The organism is Xanthomarina sp. GH4-25, from assembly GCF_045363175.1.
Classification (GTDB): Bacteria; Bacteroidota; Bacteroidia; order Flavobacteriales; family Flavobacteriaceae; genus Xanthomarina.
On sequence record NZ_JBJFLO010000003.1, the window covers coordinates 278,310 to 300,655 of the forward strand.

At 33.1% G+C, this 22,346-nt stretch carries 14 protein-coding genes and 1 tRNA gene; 1 reads left to right on the forward strand and 14 read right to left on the reverse strand.

Going from position 1 to position 22,346, the window contains the following annotated elements; translation table 11 throughout:
* Positions 1-47: 47 nt before the first annotated feature.
* The 4 genes from ACI5KZ_RS05870 to ACI5KZ_RS05885 all read right to left on the reverse strand — a co-directional run bounded on the left by ACI5KZ_RS05870 (position 48) and on the right by ACI5KZ_RS05885 (position 4,732).
* Positions 48-2,177 carry a M43 family zinc metalloprotease gene (locus ACI5KZ_RS05870; protein ID WP_406847186.1) on the reverse strand — a complete coding sequence of 710 codons (2,130 nt, stop codon included), beginning with the start codon at positions 2,175-2,177 and terminating at the stop codon, positions 48-50.
* A gap of 172 nt (positions 2,178-2,349) precedes the next feature.
* The gene (pth, locus tag ACI5KZ_RS05875; protein ID WP_406847187.1) at positions 2,350-2,916 is read right to left on the reverse strand and encodes an aminoacyl-tRNA hydrolase; all 567 of its coding nucleotides are present in this window, start codon (positions 2,914-2,916) and stop codon (positions 2,350-2,352) included.
* 147 nt (positions 2,917-3,063) lie between these two features.
* Positions 3,064-3,714 carry a 50S ribosomal protein L25/general stress protein Ctc gene (locus tag ACI5KZ_RS05880; protein ID WP_109309422.1) on the reverse strand — a complete coding sequence of 217 codons (651 nt, stop codon included), beginning with the start codon at positions 3,712-3,714 and terminating at the stop codon, positions 3,064-3,066.
* A 76-nt stretch (positions 3,715-3,790) separates the two neighbouring features.
* Positions 3,791-4,732, reverse strand: coding sequence for a ribose-phosphate pyrophosphokinase (locus ACI5KZ_RS05885; RefSeq protein WP_109309423.1), 942 nt, complete (start codon positions 4,730-4,732; stop codon positions 3,791-3,793).
* Between the two features lie 146 nt (positions 4,733-4,878).
* Between ACI5KZ_RS05885 and ACI5KZ_RS05890 the strand changes: the two genes are divergently transcribed.
* Positions 4,879-4,960, forward strand: a tRNA-Leu gene (locus tag ACI5KZ_RS05890).
* An 85-nt stretch (positions 4,961-5,045) separates the two neighbouring features.
* Here ACI5KZ_RS05890 and ACI5KZ_RS05895 read toward each other — a convergent pair.
* The 10 genes from ACI5KZ_RS05895 to ACI5KZ_RS05940 form a co-directional block, all read right to left on the reverse strand.
* Entirely contained in the window at positions 5,046-6,476 is a 1,431-nt protein-coding gene (locus ACI5KZ_RS05895) for a TolC family protein (RefSeq protein WP_109309424.1), read from the reverse strand.
* A gap of 11 nt (positions 6,477-6,487) precedes the next feature.
* Entirely contained in the window at positions 6,488-7,156 is a 669-nt protein-coding gene (locus ACI5KZ_RS05900; RefSeq protein WP_406847188.1) for an ABC transporter ATP-binding protein, read from the reverse strand.
* 26 nt (positions 7,157-7,182) lie between these two features.
* The gene (locus ACI5KZ_RS05905; protein ID WP_406847189.1) at positions 7,183-7,926 is read right to left on the reverse strand and encodes a head GIN domain-containing protein; all 744 of its coding nucleotides are present in this window, start codon (positions 7,924-7,926) and stop codon (positions 7,183-7,185) included.
* A gap of 20 nt (positions 7,927-7,946) precedes the next feature.
* Positions 7,947-10,295 carry an ABC transporter permease gene (locus ACI5KZ_RS05910; RefSeq protein ID WP_406847190.1) on the reverse strand — a complete coding sequence of 783 codons (2,349 nt, stop codon included), beginning with the start codon at positions 10,293-10,295 and terminating at the stop codon, positions 7,947-7,949.
* A 189-nt stretch (positions 10,296-10,484) separates the two neighbouring features.
* Positions 10,485-12,932, reverse strand: a complete 2,448-nt coding sequence (locus ACI5KZ_RS05915) for an ABC transporter permease (protein ID WP_406847191.1) — start codon at positions 12,930-12,932, stop codon at positions 10,485-10,487.
* A gap of 2 nt (positions 12,933-12,934) precedes the next feature.
* On the reverse strand, positions 12,935-15,340 hold the full coding sequence (locus ACI5KZ_RS05920; RefSeq protein WP_406847192.1) for an ABC transporter permease: 2,406 nt from the start codon (positions 15,338-15,340) through the stop codon (positions 12,935-12,937).
* A 2-nt stretch (positions 15,341-15,342) separates the two neighbouring features.
* The gene (locus tag ACI5KZ_RS05925) at positions 15,343-17,775 is read right to left on the reverse strand and encodes an FtsX-like permease family protein (protein ID WP_406847193.1); all 2,433 of its coding nucleotides are present in this window, start codon (positions 17,773-17,775) and stop codon (positions 15,343-15,345) included.
* Between the two features lie 21 nt (positions 17,776-17,796).
* Positions 17,797-20,196 carry an ABC transporter permease gene (locus ACI5KZ_RS05930; protein ID WP_109309431.1) on the reverse strand — a complete coding sequence of 800 codons (2,400 nt, stop codon included), beginning with the start codon at positions 20,194-20,196 and terminating at the stop codon, positions 17,797-17,799.
* 81 nt (positions 20,197-20,277) lie between these two features.
* Positions 20,278-20,955 (reverse strand): ABC transporter ATP-binding protein, encoded by a 678-nt coding sequence (locus ACI5KZ_RS05935; protein ID WP_109309432.1) that lies wholly within the window; start codon positions 20,953-20,955, stop codon positions 20,278-20,280.
* Between the two features lie 26 nt (positions 20,956-20,981).
* Positions 20,982-22,232, reverse strand: a complete 1,251-nt coding sequence (locus tag ACI5KZ_RS05940) for an efflux RND transporter periplasmic adaptor subunit (protein ID WP_406847194.1) — start codon at positions 22,230-22,232, stop codon at positions 20,982-20,984.
* Between the last annotated feature and the right edge of the window lie 114 nt (positions 22,233-22,346).

Below are 22,346 nucleotides of genomic sequence, written 5' to 3' on the forward strand. Positions count from 1 at the left end.
GGATTGATAAACATCAATCCTCTTTTAAGTTTATTTAGTATTAAGGTTTATTTCTTAATAAAAGGTAAAGAAACTTGATTAGATTCTTTAGAAACTTTAATAAAATACATACCGTTACTTAAGCTAGATGTATTTATTGTTAAATCTGCTTGAGTAGAAATCTTGTTACTAAGCACTACTTGACCTAACATGTTATAAACAGCATAAGCATCTGGAACGTTATTATTAGTTGCTTTTATTGTTAATACATTAGAAGTTGGATTTGGGTATATTCCAATACTATTTAATCCAAATTCATCTACACTTAAAGAGCCTAATACATTTACAGAATAATCTTCAACTTCTGCATCGTGATTATTTTCACAAGAAGTCGCAGCACTAAAATATTTTGTAGTAACTCGCATGGTTGTATTTCCTAATACAGCATCGCTAGGTACTGTTATTGCCAACGGAGAATTACTTGTAGGTTGATTGCTTAAACCTGTGCCACCACCTAAGTCATATTCTTCACCAGCATCATCAAAGCTACAGTTTTGATTCCAATCAATCCAAACAGTTGTTACACATGGCCAATTTCCATCAGTATCTATATTGACAGTTAAGTCATAAGATTCTTCTCTTGCTATATCTGTAGATAGTCCAGTAAAATCACTGTATCCATTATCTCCTCCAGGGTTATTGTTTAAGTTGCTAATTGTGTTAAAAACAACACCAGTAGTACTAGTAAGATAAGTATCTGTTTCGTTTCCAATCGACACACAAGCACCACCATTAAAAGTATTGCTTTCAGATGCGTTATCATTAGATGTATTCATATCTGTTCCACCATTAGGAGCAGATAATTCCACATAAAAAGTATGAGCCCCAGAAGTAGTAATTATTTCTGGTAAAGAAATGATTTCAAATTCATTAATATCTAATGATCCCGACCAGTTATAATTTACTGGTGTATCAGCATCAAGGTAATAGCTTATTGTTGCAGAAGTTAATGTGTTATTTCCAGCATTAGTAAGTCTAACATCTGGAGTTAAAGATTGTGTAGAACAATCAACAATATTTAAATCTTCTATATTCAATCTACCATCTAAATCATAAACCATTGCAGGTTGACATGCATTAGATGTCACTAAAGTCATTCTATTAGGTGAATTAGCCATTACAGCAAGAATTCTTGTTTTTTGATCATTAGTAAATGTATTCATACAGGTGTCATCTGAATAATCCATATAGTTTTCAACCATATCAGGACCGTCACCAGTACAAGAATCTACACCTGTTGCACATCCAAAGTTTGAACCAGAAGCTGCTGGCGTATCTGCACAGTAATCATCTACAGAACATCCACCATCACCCCAAATGTGGTGTAAGCCTATCCAATGCCCTATTTCATGTGTCAATGTTCTTCCACGAGCATAAGCTCCACCTGCAGGGTTAGGCATAGCCTCAGAACCAACAGATGAGTTAAGAACTACAACACCATCAGTATTTGAAGGACCACCAGGATACATAGGTATTCCAGCACCAGTAGGGAATTGAGCATAACCCAATAATCCACCACCTAAGTTAGCAACCCATACATTCAAATAGCGTGTAGGGTCCCATTGTGTAGCTTGTTTTATACCACCATCCATACTTCCTTGACTTTGACCTGCATCACCATAATCTAAAACACGGTTAATACCGTTTTCAGACATGGCTAAACCGTTAGGGTCTTGTTGTGCTAAGCAAAATCTAACATCTGTATCAACAGCTTGGGCATATGGGCTATTATCCATATTACCAAAATCAATATTTAATTGATCTAATTGTGCTTGTATTAAAGCTTCAGATATATTATCTGCACCAGAACCATCTGTTAATACATGAAATACTATTGGAATCGTTATTGTTGATCCTCTTCCATTAGCTAGTAAAGCTTTAGTTTCTTCAACTTTAGGTGCTAACCAGCTTTCAAATTCTTCAGTTGTTTCTCTGTATGGGAATTTGGCTTGAAGTGCTCTTTCGTATTCTGTTGATCCACAGCGTATAACTCCGGTTTCTTCAACACTTCTTTGGTTGTCAATAGTTAATTCTTGACCAAAGATTTTTTTTGCGGTTTTATTTTTTTCTTGTGCCAACAAGAAAACAGGCATGCAAAAGAAGGTTAAAATAATAAACCTTGATGTAATTTTTTTCATAATAGACTAATTAATTAGTTGTTTAAGAGTATAAGGAGGTAAATTTAAATAAAAATCATAAGATTATTATAAAAAAACAGACCAAATCATATGATTAATTCAGGATAATGTAAAATTTTAACATAAAACAGGTGGCTTATTGTGGGTAAAATACAAAATTTGCTATTTTTTTTTATTTCCCATTAAAAGTATTCATGGTATTATTTATGCCTGCAGTACCAAAAGATTTAATTAATTCTATGGACTTGTCTAAGCGTTCGGGAAGGGTTTTATTTTCTTCTTCATCCCATTCTCCAAGGACATAATCTACTTGATTTCCTTTGCTAAACTCATTGCTAATACCAAATCGATATCTATTATATTTTGTGGTATTTAGTTTTTCCTGAATATCTTTTAAGCCGTTGTGTCCACCATCACTACCTTTTGTCTTTAAACGAATAGATCCAAAAGGTAAGTTTAAATCGTCTGTAATTATTAGTAGATTTTCTAAAGGGATTTTTTCTTTTGTGAGCCAATAAAGGACCGACTTACCGCTTAAGTTCATATACGTACTTGGCTTTAATAGAATAAAAGTTCTTCCTTTAAACTTGTAGGTAGTTAAGTCTCCTAGTTTTTGAGTTTCAAAAATAAGATCTTCTTTATATGCTAAATAATCTAATATTTTGAACCCTATGTTATGTCTTGTGTTTGTGTATTTTTCGCCAATATTGCCAAGGCCTACTATTAAAAACTTTTTCATGGAATTTGTTTCTTCTATTATTACAGGAGTTTTCTTTTTGCTAAATAATTTTTTTAGAAAATGACACATGTTATAGATTTGTGTAAAAATAAAAAAAGCATTCTGAATTTTCAGAATGCTTTTAATTAAGTTAATATTTGCTTAAGTCTATTCTTGAGATTCAGCAGCTACTTCTGGAGTTTCTCCTCCTTCAGCAGTTCCTTCAGCTCCTTCAGCATCTTCATCATCATCTTCGGCAGCAACAACCATTGCAGCTCTAGCACGTTTAATTTGACAAACAACCGTATTGTCTGTATGCATGATGTTGAAAGCTTCGTTTTCTAAAGCAGTGACATATAATTTGTTTCCAATTTTTAAATCTGTAATATCTACTTCAATAAAATCTGGTAAGTTTTTAGGTAAAGCTTTAATACGCAATTTACGAGCATTCTTACGTAAAACACCACCAGCTTTAACACCTTTAGAATTTCCAATAAAATGAACAGGAATTTCCATCATGATTGGTTTATCTTCAAATAGTTGATAAAAATCAATGTGTAAAATTTTGTCTGTTACAGGGTGAAACTGAATATCTTGCATGATAGCATTAAAAGTTTCGCCATTTTCTAAAGCAATTGCAACTGTATGCGCATTAGCCGTATATACTAGTTTTGAAAAGGCTAACTCATCAGCTGTAAAATGAACTGGTTTGTCTCCTCCGTATAATACGCAAGGAACCTGACCAGCATTACGTAAGGCTTTTGTTGCTTTTTTGCCTACGCTTTCTCTTTGAGATCCGTTGATTGTAATTGATTTCATTTAAAATTTATTTATTATTAATTATTACTCTTATTTAAAACCTTTTCTTCTTTCTATTTGTGAAGATTGGTAGGGTTTACATGATAAATTTAGAACTAATTGATTTGTTGTAATGCACATTATGCATCACATCTGCAAAAAGATCTGCACAGCTTAATACACGTATTTTGCTGTTTTTTTGTTTTAGAGGAATAGAATCTGTTACAATTAATTCTTCTAGTTTAGAATTATCAATTCTTTCGTAAGCATTACCAGATAAAATTGGATGCGTACAAATGGCACGAACACTCAACGCTCCTCGTTCCATCATTAAATCGGCTGCTTTTGTTAACGTTCCAGCCGTATCTACCATATCATCTACTAAAACGACATTTTTGCCAGTAACATCTCCAATTAATTCCATATGTGAAATAACATTGGCTTTTGCTCTTTGTTTGTAGCAGATAACTACGTCGCTTCCTAAAGCTTTGGAATATGCATAGGCTCTTTTAGAACCTCCCATATCTGGCGATGCAATGGTTAAATTATCTAGGTTTAAACTTTGTAAGTATGGTAAAAATATTGTGGATGCAAATAAATGATCCACAGGTTTTTCAAAAAAACCTTGGATTTGATCTGCATGTAAATCCATAGTTATAATTCTAGTAGCTCCAGCCACTTCCAACATTTTAGCTACTAATTTAGCTGCAATAGGTACTCTAGGCTTGTCTTTTCTATCTTGTCTTGCCCAGCCAAAGTATGGTAAAACAGCTGTAATGTGTCTAGCCGATGCTCTTTTTGCAGCATCAATCATTAACAGCATTTCCATTAAATTTTCAGGGCCTGGATGTGTGGAACCTATTATAAAAATACGCGTCCCTCTTATTGATTCTTCATAAGATGGTTGAAACTCACCATCGCTATAAGTAGAGGTTATTACATTGCCTAATGGAACACCAAAAGCACCTGCAATTTGAATAGCAAGTTCCTTACTTTGTGTACACGTAAAAATTTTAGCTTCTGTACTTACGTTTGGCATTGTTAAAGGATTGTTTTATAACGAATTAAACCGGTTTTGTTAAACGAGGTGCAAATTTAGGAATTTATTTCAACTCCAAAAGCATAAAAGAGACTATTTTTAATTGTTTGTCCTATTTTATTTTCTAATTTTGCATTCTATAATTTGCTCAAGTGGCGGAATTGGTAGACGCGCTGGATTCAAAATCCAGTGACTTTGGTCGTGTGGGTTCGATTCCCACCTTGAGTACAACTTAAAACCTCAATTTATTTTCAACAAAATAATTGAGGTTTTTGTATGTAATAATGTGTTGTTAAACTATAGATTGATTGTTTTAAATGGATGAAAACGACTCTCCTCTATAATATTCTAAAACAATCACACGTAGAAAATATTCGTATTTAGCATTTGCAAGATTTGTCTGGGAATTGTCTAGATTGTTTTTACTGGTGATATATGCTAAAAAATTAGATGCTCCATTATTAAATCGAATCTCATTAATACGAAAAGATTCTTTGTAAGCTTCAACTTGTTTTAACAAACTTTGGTATCGTAAAAAAGCAGCTTCCATGTCGAAATGTACCTGGTCTATAGCATTTTTAATGTTTTGTTGTGTACGTTCTAATTCTATAAGCGATTCTTCTAATTGAATTTTTTGCAGTGCCACATCGTTCTTTGCTCTAAAACCATTAAATAAAGGCACGTTTACTGATAGGCCAATAACGGTGTTCAAGTTATTATCAAATTGATCGCTATAGTTTATTTTTTGACTGTTAAATTCTGTTTGGTTTGTAAATACAGATAAGTTTTGTCCACCAGAAACCACAAAATCTGAAGTTTCAACAACACGAGAACCTGTTTCTGTAAATGTTTCAGCAGCACTAGAATAATTGGTATTTAATTGACCGAATACCGATATTTCTGGTACGAATTGCGATTTGGCTACGCTTATCCCTTTTTTTGCTGCTTTAATTCGTAAATCTTTGGCTTTAAAAGTTGCTAAATTTTGTAAAGCGTCGATGTAGACCTCCTCCGATGAATAAGGATAACCTTCTAAGCCCATTATCAGATCTTTGGTATCAATAGTAAAACCATCTTGTAAATTAAGGATTCTTACTAGATTTAATTTGGCATTATTTAAGGCGCTTTTAGAAGTCAAAATATTGGTCTCATCCATAGATTTTTGCCCAATAATATCGGCGTAATCTGCTGGATTACCTACTTCTTCATTATATAAATCTTCTTGTCTTTTTAATTGTTCGTTGGTTGCAATTAAACGTTTTTTTGATAACTCTAAAACATCCCGACTGTTTAAAACTTGTAAATATGCAAGAGTAACTCTTAATATTAAATCTTGTTTAGCTTCTTCAATTTCCATGTCTGAAGCTTGTTTGTTAAACTTGTCCTGTTTCACTGAATTAAGTAATCTAAACCCATTAAATATGGTGGCATCTAAATTTAAATTAGCATTAGAAAATGTTAATTCTTGATTGATGTAACTGTTTGTAAACGGATCGATACTTCGTCCGTTATTGACACCAATATTATAATTCCCATTTAATGTTGGTAACAAGTTTGCTTTAGATTGTTTAAAATTAACATCAGCTGAATTTGCATTTAATTCAGTAGATTTTAAATTGAGATTGTTTTCTAAAGCTAAAGAAATACATTGATTAAGGGTATAACTTTTTACGGGTTCTTCTTGCGAAAAAACAGCAACTTGAATTAAAAATATAAAGACGTAAATAACGGGTTTTAGAGACATTGTTTTTAGTGTTATTCAGTGACAATTCTGCCATCTAAAAGGTTAATAATTCGTGATCCATAAGCAGCATTACTTTCAGAATGTGTGGCTTGAATAATTGTTACACCTTCTTTGTTTAATTCTGAAAATAGCTCCATGATTTCTATGCCTTGTTTAGAGTTTAGATTTCCAGTAGGTTCATCTGCTAGAATCAATTTCGGTTTGGATATTAAAGCCCTTGCAATACCAACCAATTGTTGTTGTCCACCACTTAATTGCGCAGGGAATAAATCTTTTTTTCCAACAATATTAAAACGGTCTAACATATCTGCTACCATTGCTTTACGCTCAGAAGATTTTACATTCTTATAAAGCAAAGGTGTCTCAATGTTTTCTTTTACAGTTAACTCATCGATAAGATGATAGGCTTGAAAAACAAAACCTATATATTCCTTATAGAGCTTAGATCTATCTCTTTCTTTCATGCTATGAACGGGTTCTTCTAAAAACACGTAACCACCATCTGTAAAGTTATCTAGCATACCAATACAATTTAAAAGTGTAGATTTTCCGGAGCCTGATGGTCCCATCAATGAAATAAATTCACCTTCCTTTACATCGAGATTAATCGTATCAAGTAAGGTTACCTTTTTACCTCCAGATTTAATAATTCGGGAAGCTTGATTGAGTCTTAAAAGCATGATGTTTTAGTTTTTATTATTTTTAATTAGTTAACTTTAGAGATGGCTGCATCTCCAATAGTAATTCCTTTATCAATAGAAGCTGTTCCTTTATATTGTAATTCAGCTTCCCCATAGGCCGTAATTTTTATAAGATTTGATGCGTTTATTTTGAATTCGGCTTCGCCATAGGCTGTTATCTTTGTGGTATTATTTTCCACTGCAAACAGATTAATTTCCCCTTCCCCATAAGCCGTTATTTTTTGATTGTTAATGCTGCCACTTTTAATTTCAATAGTACTTTCACCATAGGTGTCTAAATCGAAATTATTAAAAGCAACGTCATTTAAAACAACTTGTGATTCGCCATATATTTTAAGGTCAAAACGCTCCACTTTTATAGGACTTTTACATATGGTAGATTCCTCCCCTTTAATTAAAAGCGAATTAAGGTTTTTATAAACAATGGTAATTGTTAGCATTTTGCCTTTGTAAATAGGAACTTTCATTTCAACACCATCTCTATTAACGGTTTCTGTTTTTGTCACATTTTTTGCATCATCTAAATAAACTTGAAGCGTTTTCCCTTTCACTTTTATGTTTATTTTATCTTCTGAAACTTTGCTTTTATTGATAGTTACAGATTCCTCATTTCCTTCTATAAATGTGACTTCTATATGTGGACTTATTATAGCACTATCGAATGTTTTAACTACTTCCTTTGTTTGTGACACACTAATTTGAGTTAAAGGAATCAAACAAAGGACTATGTAATATTTTAAATTTTTCATAATAGTATTTTTCAGTTTTATTATTCTGTTTTTAAACTTTTTACGGGATTTGCAATGGCAGCTTTTACGGCTTGAAAACTTACTGTTACTAATGCTATTAGAATGGCCATGATTCCAGCGATTATAAAAATCCACCAATTAATCTCGATTCTGTAAGCAAAGCCTTGAAGCCAGTTCCTCATTACAAACCAAGCAATTGGAATGGATATTATAATGGAAAGCCCAACCAGCTTTAAAAAGTCTTTAGAGAGTAATTTTACAATACCAGTTACACTTGCTCCCAGAACTTTTCTAACCCCAATTTCTTTACTGCGTTGTTCTGCTGTATAAGCTGCCAAACCAAAAAGTCCAAGACATGAAATTAATATAGCAAGCAAAGCAAAGATTTGGGAAAGTTTTCCAACTAATTGCTCGCTTTGGAATTTGGCATTAAAGTTTTCATCCACAAAGGTATATTCAAAGGGGAAAGCAGGGTTATATTTTTTCATTACGGCTTCAATCTTTGAAAGGGCTTCATTTGTCGCAACGTCAGAGTTTGTTTTTATGTAAAAAAAACGTGCTTGGTTTAGATAATTTAAAAAGAGTACTGGATCGCTTGTTGTGTACATATCTCCATATTGAAAATCTTTGGCCACACCAACTACTGTATACGGTTCATCTGCTGTAACTTGTTTACCAATGGCGCTACCTGCTCCCATGAGTCTTGCAAAAGATTCGGTTATTATTACACTTGTACTATCTTTTTCTATGTTTTCGTTAAAACTTCTACCCTCAATAATTTCAACTCCTGTTGTATTAAAAAAGCTAGAGCTGATATATCTAAAAGAAATCAACACATCTTCGGTGTTTGTTCCTCCTGTCCAAGTTAAGCCCGAGCCATTATTCCCACCCGAAAGGATATCAGAATTACATAAAGCCGCATCTTTAACTGCTCCTGTATTTATTAAATCTTGTTTAATGACAGGGAATTTTTCAATCATTTTCCCGTTAACTTTCATAGAAATAAGTTGGTCTTTTTCAAAACCTAGTTCTCTATTTTTTACATGTTGAATTTGCTGATAAACTAAAATAGTTCCAATTATAAAAACCGTAGAAATTGTAAATTGACCAACTACTAATCCTTTTCTAATAAATGAAGCAGAACCATGAGTCGATTTGATACCTTTTAGCACTTCTACAGGCTTAAAAGACGATAAATAAAATGCGGGATAGAAGCCTGCAAAAACCCCACAAAGAACGGTAATACTTAATATAACCATGATGTGTATTGGGTTAGTAAGTCCCAATGTCAGGTTTTTGTCTATTAAAAGATTAAACTGTGGAAGTAAAATTAATAAGAATAATATGCTTACAAATGAAGCTATAAAAGCCATGATTAAAGATTCTGAAATAAATTGCATCATCAATCGTGATCTGCCAGAACCCATAGCTTTACGGACTCCTACTTCATTAGCACGTTTCTCACTTCGAGCTGTCGATAGATTCATGAAATTGATACAGGCTATTAGTAAAATGATAAGAGCAATAATGGTAAATAAACGGACATAAGTTATCTGGCCACCTACTATTTTACCATCTTCAAATTTAGATCTTAAATGCCAGTTATTCATAGAATGCAAGAAGGCTTGAGAATCACTCTCTTCACTTTTTTCTGGAATTAGTTGACGGATACGAGCATCTACAGTTTCAAAATTCGCTTCGGGAGACAATTCTACAAAGGTGTCTGAAAAGAAACTACCATACTCTCTTGTCCATTCTTTATCATGACCAAAACGTTCAAAAGGAGCCACCCAATTAAAAGGAAATGAAACATTTTTAGGTAAATTTTCAACCACACCAGTAATCACATAATTATCTTGGTTATTTGCTTTTAGTACGTTCCCTAAAACTTTGGTGTCTGTTCCGTAAAGCAGTTCGGCTATTTCTTGGGTGATAACAATAGCTTCAGGATTTTTAAAAGCATCGGTTGCATTACCTTCAATGAATTTTAAACTGAAAATATCTAGAAAATCGGCATCTGCATATCTGCCTAATCTGTTAATGGCATTATCGCCAACAGTAAACATTAAATGCTCTCCCATAGAACGAGATGCTCTAAGAACTCCAGGGACTTCATCTTTTATTGCTTGAGCTAAAGGACCCGGAGTAGAATAAAAAGTACGCCATTCGCCATCATAACTTTGATTGGTAGGCAGGTAATACACTTGGTCTTGTTTTTCAAACGTATCAAAATTCATCTCATCTTCTACCCAAAGAAATATCAAGCTTGCACAGGTTATCCCAATGGCTAGTCCAAAAATATTTAGAAAACTATAGCCTTTATTTTTAAGTAAGCTTCTGAATGCGATTTTTATATAATTGAGTATCATAATGGTATTTTTTTTCTGATTTGATACTATTATTATAGTGAAGATGATGCCATAAATCTAAACACCTTATAGTCAAACAATTAACATTATTAATAAAAGCTATAGTGTTCGATTTTAATACACTTCTTGTTCGTAATCGAACACTTTAAAGACTTAAATAATTGAATTTTTTTAGGATTGCTAAACAAGTTATTCCGAGCGTAAAGAATCTACAGGATTTGCACTAGCAGCTTGTAGTGTTTTGAAACATATAACTAACAAAGCAAAACATATCATTGCAAAACCACTAAATAGAAACACCCAGAAACTGATATTTGTTTTATAAGCAAAATCCTGAAGCCAATTGTTAACGCCAAACCAAGCTATTGGTGAAGCTATTACAAATGCGATTACTACTAAAATTAAAAATTCTTTACATAAAAGCGAGTTAATTTGTATGAGTGAAGCACCTAAGACCTTACGGACACCTATTTCTTTTACACGACGATTTGTGGTATAGATAACTAGACCTAGTAAACCTAAGCAGCTTATTAGAATAGATAAGCCAGTTGCCCAATTTAACAGTTTTGAAACTTTACGTTCGCGATTATAAAAACGTTGAATAGTTTCATCCATAAAAACCAATCGATAATCTTCTCCTTCAGAATAAACAGATTTATAAGTGTTTTCAATTTTTGAAAGTGTTGTTTTTAAATTTTCTGAAGTTGCACTTTGAAAGGCGATATGCACCGCTTGAAACTGACTCCGTTCTGGACCATACCAATCACCTGAAAGTGCCATAGGTTTGATGTCGTTTTTTAAAGAACGCTGATAGAAATTTGCCATAACTCCAACAATTGGAATGGAGTTTTCTCCTATAACAATGGATTTTCCTATCGCTTCATCTGGATTTTTAAAACCTAAAAAACTTCTAAATGTTTCATTAATAACAAGTTCCTTGATGGTGTCGTTTCTAATGTTGCGTCCTGCTAATAATTTGAGTTCGAAAAGATGTAAATAGTTTTTATCGCCATAGATAAATTGTAAATCTGAGTTAATTTCTTTTTCTCCATCAATATAAGTAAAACCACTGCTATGAGTAGAAAACGAAGCAGGAGGTTGTCCACCAAGACTTATTTCTTTAACCTCTGGGATGGCTCTTAATTTTTCAGCATAAAGTTCTTTTTTAGAAATTTCACGTTCTCCTCTAGGACTGTAAACAGAAACAATCGCATCGGTTTTAAAGCCCATATCTTTATTTAGCAAGTAATTTATTTGCTTTCCTACAAGTAAGGTGGCAATAATAAAAATCTGAGCAATGGTAAATTGAAATACAGTTAAAAATTTTCTTAGTTTCACTTTTTTATCGCCTACTGTCAAATGATTTTTTAATACGGAAACGGTATTAAATTTTGATAAGATTAATGCTGGATAAAATCCAGATAAAAAGGTTACTATTAGTAATATTAAGATTATTCCAACAACTATTATTGGCGTTTTAAAAAGTTCAAAGCTTAGGTCTTCAGGTACAAAATCTGAAAACAACGAGATTAACCAATTAGAAAGAAGTAAAGAGAGGACTGCCGAAATTACAACCAACAAGAAAGTTTCACCCATAAACTGTCCAACAAGCTGTTTTCTAGAACTTCCTAAAGTTTTTCGAATCCCAATTTCCTTTGCTCTTTGCGATGCCTGAGCCGTATTAAGATTGATAAAATTTATGCAACCCAATAACAATAAAAATAAAGCAACAAGCGCTAAATTAGTAAGTAACGATTTACTGGCTTGTGTTTTAGTCCAATCGTAGGTGCCGTAATTTTCATTAAAATGGATATCGACAAGGGGCTGTAAAGTGAACTTTTGCTCCTGTCCAAATTTCAAATCTTCTTCATCTTGATGTTCTTTAACCAAATCGTCTAAACGTTTTTGAATAATAGTCAAGTCGGCTGTTTTACTGATTTTGACATACAGTTGAGAATTTGAATTTGTGCTACTCCAGTTTTTTTCTGTAATTTCTTGTTTAAGCCTGGTTTGTAAAAGTGTTGGTTGCGAAATAAATTCTTGAAAGACAAGATCAGTTCGTTGGGTGAAATTTTCAACAATTCCAGTAACTGTTGTATTTATCGAGTCGTTGTAAACTAGGGTTTTACCAATTATTTCTGAAGGCGCCAAATCAGGGAAGTAATCGGCTGCACGTTTATCTGTTAAAATAACTTCGTTTGGATTGGTTAGAAGCTGCTGCTCATTACCTGCTAAGAATTTATATTCAAATAAATTAAAATAATTCTGATTGGTAAAAATGACAAAATTGGGCCATTTAAATTCTATGTTCTTAGCTTTGTTTTCAACCTTCGAAGGTCTTTCAATGTAAAAACTGCTAACAGTTTCAAAATTAGAGTTTTCAGAAATGGCTTCTTCAAGTCCAAGGGTGATTCCTGAGTTGTAAAACTCGCCATCAGGAGATTTAAAATCGGTAACCACTCTGTAGATCCTGTCGCTATCTTTATGGAAAGTATCAAAAGTCGCATCGTAATAAATCATAAGTCCGATAACAAAAGATGCACTCAATCCAATTGTGAGCCCAATAATATTTATCAATGAAAACACTTTGTGTTTCATTAAATTCCTCCATGCTATTTTAAAATAATTACGAATCATAGTTATTCGGTTTTTAGGCTTTTTACAGGGTTAGCAATGGCTGTTTTTAAAGTCTGAAATAATATAAGGATGATAGTAATGCTTCCAATCAATAAAATTCCTATTAAAAACGGATTCAAACCTATGGTTATTCGGTAGGCGTAATTAGACAACCATTGATTCATTAACAAATAAGCTAAAGGGCAAGCAATAAGAATAGATAGCACTAGAATTACTAAAAACTCTTTAATAAATAAATAGCTTATGCTCGCTACTGAAGCTCCTAATACTTTTCGAATCCCCACTTCCTTTATTCGTTTATTAATGCTTAACGAAACCATCCCAAATATGCCAAGAAGCCCAATAATGAACGATAATATGGATGCTGTATAAGTTGCTTTTTTAAATTGTAATTCATTTTCATATAAAGTAGCCAAAGTATCATCCATAAATTGATATTCAAAGGATGAATCTGGCATCAGGCTTTGCCATTTTTGTTGAATAGCCATGAGGCTTTCTTTTATATTCCCAGCTTTTAACTTAAAGGATAAATATCTGTAATGAAGATTTGTATTCACGTTAAAAAACACTTGTGGTTTTATGGGTTGTTGCATGGATTCAAAGTGAAAATCTGAAATCACACCTATAATAGTCAACGGGTTTTCATCATCAATTATATTTAATTGATGACCTATAGCCTCTTCAGCATTTTTAAAGCCATAAGTATCGCTTGCTTTTTCATTAATTACCACCAAATCAGGATTTGTTTCTTCAGACTCTAAAAATCTGCCAGCTACTAAGGATATTTGATAGGTTTCAAGGTATGCATCATCACTCACTAAACCTTGCGTCGCATAAGACTGTTCTGGGTTTTCACCTGTTTTGTAAATAGACATTTGAAAACCGTTATTGCCATTAGGTATTTCATAAGAAAGGCTTACGTTTTCAACCGAAGGCAGTTTAGAAAATTCATTTCTAATTGTAAGCATTTTTTTAACACCTTCTTGAGTCCAATCTCTAGGGATGGTAGCTGTTATTAACGAGTCTTTATCATAACCCAAATTTTTACCAAAGAAACTATTGAGTTGTTGCGTTACCAAAATCGCAGAAATTAAAACGATGAGTGCCGTAACATATTGAAAGCTTAACAAGGATTTACGTAGATATACCGCTTTGGTTCCTGTTTTTAATTTTCCCTGTAATGCATCTATAGATTTAAAAGAAGACAATACAAATGCTGGATATAATCCGACAAATAATCCTAAAACGAGTATAAACAGAAAAGGGATAAATAAGAAATAAATAGGAAACTGTGAAAGGTTCATGAGTTCTTTGCCTATTAATCCTTCAAACCACGGACTTAAAAAAGGATATGACAAACAGGCTAACACAGTTGAAATGCTAACCAAAATAATTGATTCTGTTAGAAATTGAAGTATTAATTGTTTTCTATTTCCACCTAAAACCTTACGAACGCCAATTTCTTTTATCCTGCTTCCTGAATGACTTATGGCGATATTAATAAAGTTAATCATGGCCATAATGACTATAAAAAACCCAACAAAAGAGAGAGTATAAAGCATTTGTTTTAAACTCGCATGATCTTTGTTTAAGTAATAATCTGTGAGTTTTTGAGGCACTACTGTTAGGTTTTTCTGAAAAACTTCAGACGTATGATTTTGGATTAATCGCTCTATCGGATCTGCTAATTGTTGCGCAGTAATACCTGGTTGAAGTTCTACATAACAAGCAAAAATAGGAGCTTCCCAATCCTGAAAATGAGCGCGATCAAAATATGTTGCAGAATTTTTAGTAATGAAAAATCCGCCATTATTTTGTTTCGTTATCTGAGTAACAGAATTTTCTGGGGTTTTTGCTAATACACCTGTAATGATGAATTCGTGATTGTCTCCTTCAAAATTCTGAATTGTTAGAGTTTCCCCAACAACATCCGTTTTTCCAAAGAATTTTGTGGCCTTTTCAGACTTTATAACTACTGAAAAAGGATTGTTAAAAGCTGTATTAGCATTTCCATATAATAAATTAAAACCATACATATCTAGAAAACTCTCATCTCCTAATTGAATGCTTTCTCTGAAATTTACAGAGCCATTAGATACGATACTTGTTAGGCCATCCCATCGATAATAATTGGCAACCAAATGGGGGTATTCTTCCTTTAATCGTTCTGCTAGAGGAGCAAGAGTTGCAAATTCCACACCCATATTTGGGTTTTTCCATTGACTAGTAAGAATGTATTGAGAATTGGCGTTTTTCAAGTTTTTATTTCCTTGAAATTCTTGCCAAACAAAAGCTGAAATCAATAATGCAAAACTAATCCCAGTAACTAACCCTAAGATATTTATTGCCGTATAGAGTTGTCTTTTTTTAAGATTTCGCCAAGCGATTTTGAAATAAATCCAAATCATATTTACTCGGTTTTTAAGCTTTTTACTGGGTTAGCAATAGCCGCTTTAATAGCCTGAAAGCTTAAGGTTATTAGTGCAATGACTAAAGCTACAATGCCAGTTACTGCAAAAATCCACCAGTTAAGTTCTATTCTGTAAGCGAAATCCTGTAGCCATGAATTCATAAACCACCAGGCTATTGGTGTAGCAATCACAAAAGCAAGAATGACTAATTTTACAAAATCTGTAGACAGCATTTTTACTATAGTTGATACTGAAGCACCTAATACTTTTCTGATACCAATTTCTTTGGTACGTTGTTCTGCGATATACGTTGCCAAACCAAATAAACCAAGACAGGCTATAATAATTGCTAATAAAGCAAATGCTAAAGCAACGGTTCCAACACGTCTTTCTTGGCGATACATATCATCGAAAGCTTCATCTAAAAACTCATAATGAAAGGGCATGCCTGGAGCTGCAGCTTTGTATTTGTTTTCTATGGTTGAGAGTAAACCACTAACATTACTTGTATTAAATCGGTAAGCTGTTTCCCAACTATTGTTTCCTAATACAAAACTTAAAGCACCAACATTTTCGCGAAGTGATTCGTAATTGAAATTTTTTACTACTCCAATTATGGTAAATACTGTTACATTATTTTCTCGATCGGCAGAATAGATTTTTTTTCCAACAGGATTTTCAAACCCTGTTAATTTAACAGCAGTTTCATTGAGAATTATGCCTAATGAATCTGAACCAAATTCGCGAGAAAAACCTCGGCCTTCCTTCATTTCCATACCAACGGTCTCTAAATAATCATAATCTACTCTCCAAAATTGCATATTAAAACCATTAGATTCTGTCATAACCGTTTCTGTAGAAAAGGTAGTGTCTGATCGTGATGAACTTGAAACTGGTAAGTATCCTGCAAAAGAAGCAGATTTCACTTCAGCTAATTGGGCAATTTCATTTTTAAGCGACTGCCTTGTTTCACTTGGTAATCCAGAGTTATTTACTACGACCACTTGATCTTTATTAAATCCTAAATTGGTAGTTTGAATGTGATTAATTTGTTTATAAATAACGATGGTACCAATAATTAAAATGATAGATGTTGCAAACTGAAATACGACCAGAAAATTGCGTAAGGTGTTCTTTTTATGCCCTGTGGATAATTTGCCTTTCAATACTTTAATTGGTTTAAAGGATGATAGAAAGAATGCTGGATAGATGCCTGCTAATACACCAACAACTAAAGGAAGTAGAAAAAGGAATATCAAAAATTTCGGACTCAACAAAGATGTCAGTAACATGTCTTTTCCAGAAATATTGTTAAACCATCCAAGCGAGAGCCAGACAAAAAATAAGCCAACAATAAGTGCTAAACCAGCTATTAAAGTTGATTCTGTCAAGAATTGCCCAATTAGCGCTTTCTTTTCTGACCCTAAAACTTTGCGTATACCAACTTCTTTAGCTCTTCCTGATGAACGAGCCGTTGTAAGGTTCATGAAATTTATGCAAGCAATTAGTAATATAAATAGTGCAGCTGCTGAAAAAATATAAACATATTGGATATTGCCGTTAGCAGATAGTTCATAAAGACGTGATGAGTGCAAATGAATATCTTTTAGAGGAATAAGCGAGTATTCAAGTTTGTTTCCGGTCGCTTCAAATTCTTCAATAGATTCTATTTGCATGAATTGTGACGCTTGAGGGACAATGTACTTATTAATTACTTCTTTAAAGTTTTTTTGAAAAACTTCGTAATTTATTCCTTCTTTGAGTAATATGAAAGTATGGAAATTATGACTCATATAATTTCCAAATGTGTAGTCCACATTATCCATTGAAAAGAAAAAATCAAAATTAAAATGTGAATTTTCAGGAATATCTTCGATTACTGCATTTATTTTATAAAGGGTTTTGTTATTATCATCTGTTTCTAACATTTGACCCATGGCTAATTCTGCACTTCCAAAATAACGTTTGGCTGCCGTTTCTGTTATAACAACAGTATTAGGCTCATTTAATGCTGTTTTTGTGTTTCCAATAATCGCTGGTAAAGTGAAAATGTGAAACAATGTGGAATCGACATGTGTTGTTGCAGTTTCATTAATATATTCGTTTCCTTTTTTTATAAGTTTTGAACCACCTGAAGCATAGAAGCGTACATATTCATCAACTTCTGGATAATCCTTTTTCAAAGTTTCTCCAAAAGGGTCTGAACTTAAGGCCATACTCATTTCTGTGCCTCCAAAAATAATATCGGAATTAATTCGGTAAATACGGTCTGCATTTTCGTGGTAACTATCATAACTTAATTCATCTATCACAAACATAGATATCATAACAAAACAACCAATACCTAATGATAAGCCTATGATGTTAATAGCTGTAAAGCCTTTATTCTTTATAAGATTTCGCCATGCTATTTTAAAATAATTCCGTATCATAATATTCGTTTTTTGATTGATTTATTCAGTCCTTAAAGAGTCTACAGGGTTTGATGTAGCTGCTTTTATAGATTGAAAACTCACAGTAATAAGTGTAATAATTAGTGCTCCTGAACATGCTAATGCAAAAATATCCCAAGAAATGGTTGTTCTATAACTGAATTTTTGCAACCAATGACTCATAATATAATAGGCAATAGGTGAAGCGATTACCAATGAAATAACAACAAGTGTTATAAAGTCTTTTGAAAGTATTACCCATAATTGACTGACAGATGCACCTAAAATTTTTCGAACGCCAATTTCTTTAGTTCGCTGTTCGGCAACAAAGGCAGCCAGCCCAAAAAGTCCTAAACAACTAATAAAAATTGCTAAGCCGGTAAAGACTTTAGCAAGACTAGCAACACGTTCTTCAGATCTGAATTTTTGAGCATACTCTTGATCGACAAATTGATAATCGAAAGGCAGATTTGGAAAATTATTTTTAAAAGTGCTTTCAATGATTTCTAAATTTTGACTGACACTTTTATTTGGATTAAGTCGCAAGTTATAGTAGGCAGCGTTGTCATTAGTATCAAATACATACATAGCTTGTTTAACCGGACTGTAAGGAGATTGAACTATCATATCTTCAACAACTCCAACGATTTTTAAAGGTGGAGAGGGGTCTTCTGTATCAGCATCTCTAATAAATTTACCAATTGGGTCTATAAGTCCCATGTATTTTACGGCTGTACTATTTAAAATAACAGCACTTGAATCGGTTGCAAATTCACGGGAAAAACCACGACCTGCAACTAACTTTATGCCTAGGGTTTCAATAAATTCATAAGAAACAGCCGTATAAGCTAAGTCTTCTTGAAAGCCTTCTGGTTTTCCATCCCAAGTGTAACCAGCTCTATTCGACCAAACAGCTGTTGTTGGACTACTAGATGTTGACATTTCGATGGCTGCACCAGACGCGATAAATTGGTCTCTCATTACATCTGCTTTTCCAATAAATTCCGTGCTCATTGCGGGGATTTGAATTAGTCCTTCCTTGTTATATCCTACAGGTCTATCTTTACTAAATTGAATTTGATTCATGACAACCAAAGTCCCAATGATGAGTGCTATTGAAACCGTAAATTGCGTGACTACTAATATTTTTCTTGGAACAGCAGCAAATCTTCCTGCTTTAAATGTACCTTTTAATACGGCTACAGGATTGAAGGATGATAAATATAATGCCGGATAACTCCCTGCTAAAAAAGCTGTTATTAGAATAAATAGTATTGAAACACCCCAAAACTGAATGTCTAACCATGGAAAAATTATGGATTTACTTGCTAGATTGTTAAAACCATTTAAAAATAAGAGCACAATAGCAACGGCTAAAACAAATGATAAAATAACAACTAAAAAAGATTCACTTAAAAACTGAAAAATTAATTGGCCTCTTTTAGAGCCTATAGATTTTCTAATACCAACTTCCGTAGCTCTTTTTTCTGAACGTGCTGTGCTTAAATTGATAAAATTTATGCAAGCTAAAAGCAATACAAACAAACCTATTATACCAAACAACCATACGTTTTCAATGCGTCCTCCAGTTTGAACCCCATTTTCAAAATTAGAACGTAAATACCAATCTTTCATTGGTAGCAGAAATAATTGTGGGTTGTATTGGGCTTCTTCTATTGCAGTATTTTTTTTAACATCTTTAATTTTAGACGTTACAGCATCCATAGTTGTATTGTCATTAATCTGAACAAACATCTGGAATGAATTATTACCCCATTGGTCTTCAGATCCTGAAAGCCAATCTTGGGTTGTTATATAATGTTTCCAAGGAATAATGTAATGGGTGTTGCTAAATGAATTATTTTCAGGAAGATCTTCGTAAACAGCAGTTACCATCAAATCATCTTCATTATTGACTTTAATTATCTTTCCAATTGGATCCTCTAAATCAAACAACGCGTTAGCAGTAGATTCAGAAATCATGATTGATTTTTTCTCTTTTAAACCATTCTTTTCACCTTTAAGAATCTTTAAACTCAAGAGGTCAGGACCACCTTCTTGCATGAAATTACCATTTCTGTTAATGTTGGTTTCACCAAATCTTAGATATCTAGAAAACGTCCAAGAAGACATTACAATGTGCTTAAAGTTATCTGAATGATTTTCACGTAAAACAAACTCTAAAGGTCTTGGAATAGCAGGTCCCGTACCCTTCTTGCCATTAAATTCTTGACTTTGATAAACTTGTGCAATTTGAGTTTTGTTTTCGAAATAATTATCAAAACTCAATTCATCTGTAATCCAAAGTCCAATCATAATGGTTACAGCCATACCTATAGCCAAGCCGAAAATGTTTATAAGTGAATATACTTTATTCTTTAGAAGGTTTCTGAATGCTATTTTTAGATAATTTTTAAACATGATTGATTGCTTTTTGACTGTTCGATTTTTGATTTTCCTTGCATCGTTTTTAACGAAGTAAGGTTGATGAATTATTAAAAATTACATTAAAATATTTTCAGTAACTTTTTGTCCATCCAACATTCGGATGATTCTATGACTATATTTTGCGTCATGCTCACTATGCGTTACCATGATAATGGTCGTACCTGCTTCGTTTAAATCGATAAGCAAATCCATAACTTCATTCCCGTTGGTGCTATCAAGGTTTCCTGTAGGCTCATCGGCTAGAATTAATTTTGGATTATTAACTACAGCTCTTGCTACTGCAACACGTTGCTGCTGTCCACCAGACAATTGTTGTGGAAAGTGATTACGTCTATGCATAATTTGCATTTTCTCTAAAACAGCCTCCACTTGCACTTTTCTCTCAGCAGGTTTTACTCCTGTATAGATTAATGGCAATTCGACGTTTTCGAAAACGGTAAGTTCGTCGATGAGGTTGAAGCTTTGGAAAACAAATCCAACATTGTGTTTACGAAGTTCAGAACGTTTACGCTCGTTATAACCTGCAACTTCTTCTCCGTTAAATTTGAAACTTCCTCCATCAGGATCGTCTAGTAATCCTAGAATGTTTAATAGGGTAGATTTTCCACATCCTGAAGGTCCCATGATAGCTACAAATTCTCCCTTTTTAACTTCAAAGGATAATTTGTTTAAAGCAATTGTTTGAACTTCTTCAGTTCTGTAAAATTTTTCTAAATCGGTTATTTGTATCATTGTATTCGTTTTTTTAATTGACTCTATTATTTTAATATTAATTCTTCTGTATCTCCATAACTATCATAACTAGAGGTAATGACTTTATCACCAGAGTTCAGCCCTTCAAGAACTTCGTAGTATTCTGTGTTTTGGCTTCCTAATTTGATATTTACTTTATATGCAGAATTCCCGTCTTCACTCACTTTAAAAATCCAGTTACCACCCGTTTTTTGAAAGAAGCCCCCTTTTGCAACTAATAAAGCTTGCTTTTCGGCACTTAAAGCCACACGGATTTGTAAATTCTGTCCTCGACGAATTCCCTCTGGGACGTCTCCTTCAAATTGCATATCCACTTGAAATCTTCCATTATTAACTTGGGTAAAGACTTTTTTAATAGTCAATGTATAAGGTTTGTTATTAAACGTAAAGGTTCCAGTTTGCCCATTGTAGATTCTTGAAATATAATGTTCGTCTATATCTACACGTACTTTATATCCACTTAGCACATCTATTTGTCCTAAACGTTCGCCTTTATTTTTAGACTGACCAATTTCGGCATCTAAAGCAGTTAATTGCCCATCTACTGGGGCTCGAACAACTAAATCTCCAACTTTCTTGCGCATAAGTTCTAAAGCGCTTTGTGTTCTTGAATAAGAACTTTGAGCTTGACTAACTTCTTGTTTTGTAGAAATAGAATCTTGACTTAATACTTTTTTAGCCAGTTCCATACGTTGTTTTTGATAATTATAATTGTTTTCAGAAGATTCGAAGTCTTGTCTTCCAATAGCATCCTTTTCGTATAAACGTTTGTTTAAATCGTAAACACGTTTCGCCTCAATAAGATTATTTTCAACATCTGTAAATTGATTACGTCTGTTAATGGTGTTTTGGCGAGCCGCATTTTGTGAAATCTGCATTTGAGTTAATAGATTATAAACAGACGTCTCTTGATTAATTAAACTTAATTCTAAATCGGTATTTGATAGTCTTAAAATTGGTTCCCCTTTTTTCATGATAGCGCCATCTTCAACAAATTTCTCTTCAACACGTCCTCCTTCTAAAGCATCTAAATAAATTGTTGTTATAGGTAATACAATCCCATTTACTGGAATGTTTTCTTGAAAGACATTATTGCTTACTGTATTAATAGAAATGCGCTCTTTTTCTACATTTAATTTTGAGCCACCACTTGTTGATATAATCACAAAAACAATTAATACTATAAGCGCTAATCCACCACCAATAAGTAATAGTTTTTGTTTTGAATATTTTTTCTTTTCGATTTGAACGTCCATATAAGGTTTTTTAATTATAATACATATAGTGAAGATGATGCCAAAAGTATAAACTCCTAACAATCAAGACTTAATATTGTAATTAAAATTTAAAAGTGTTCGGTTTCGATACAC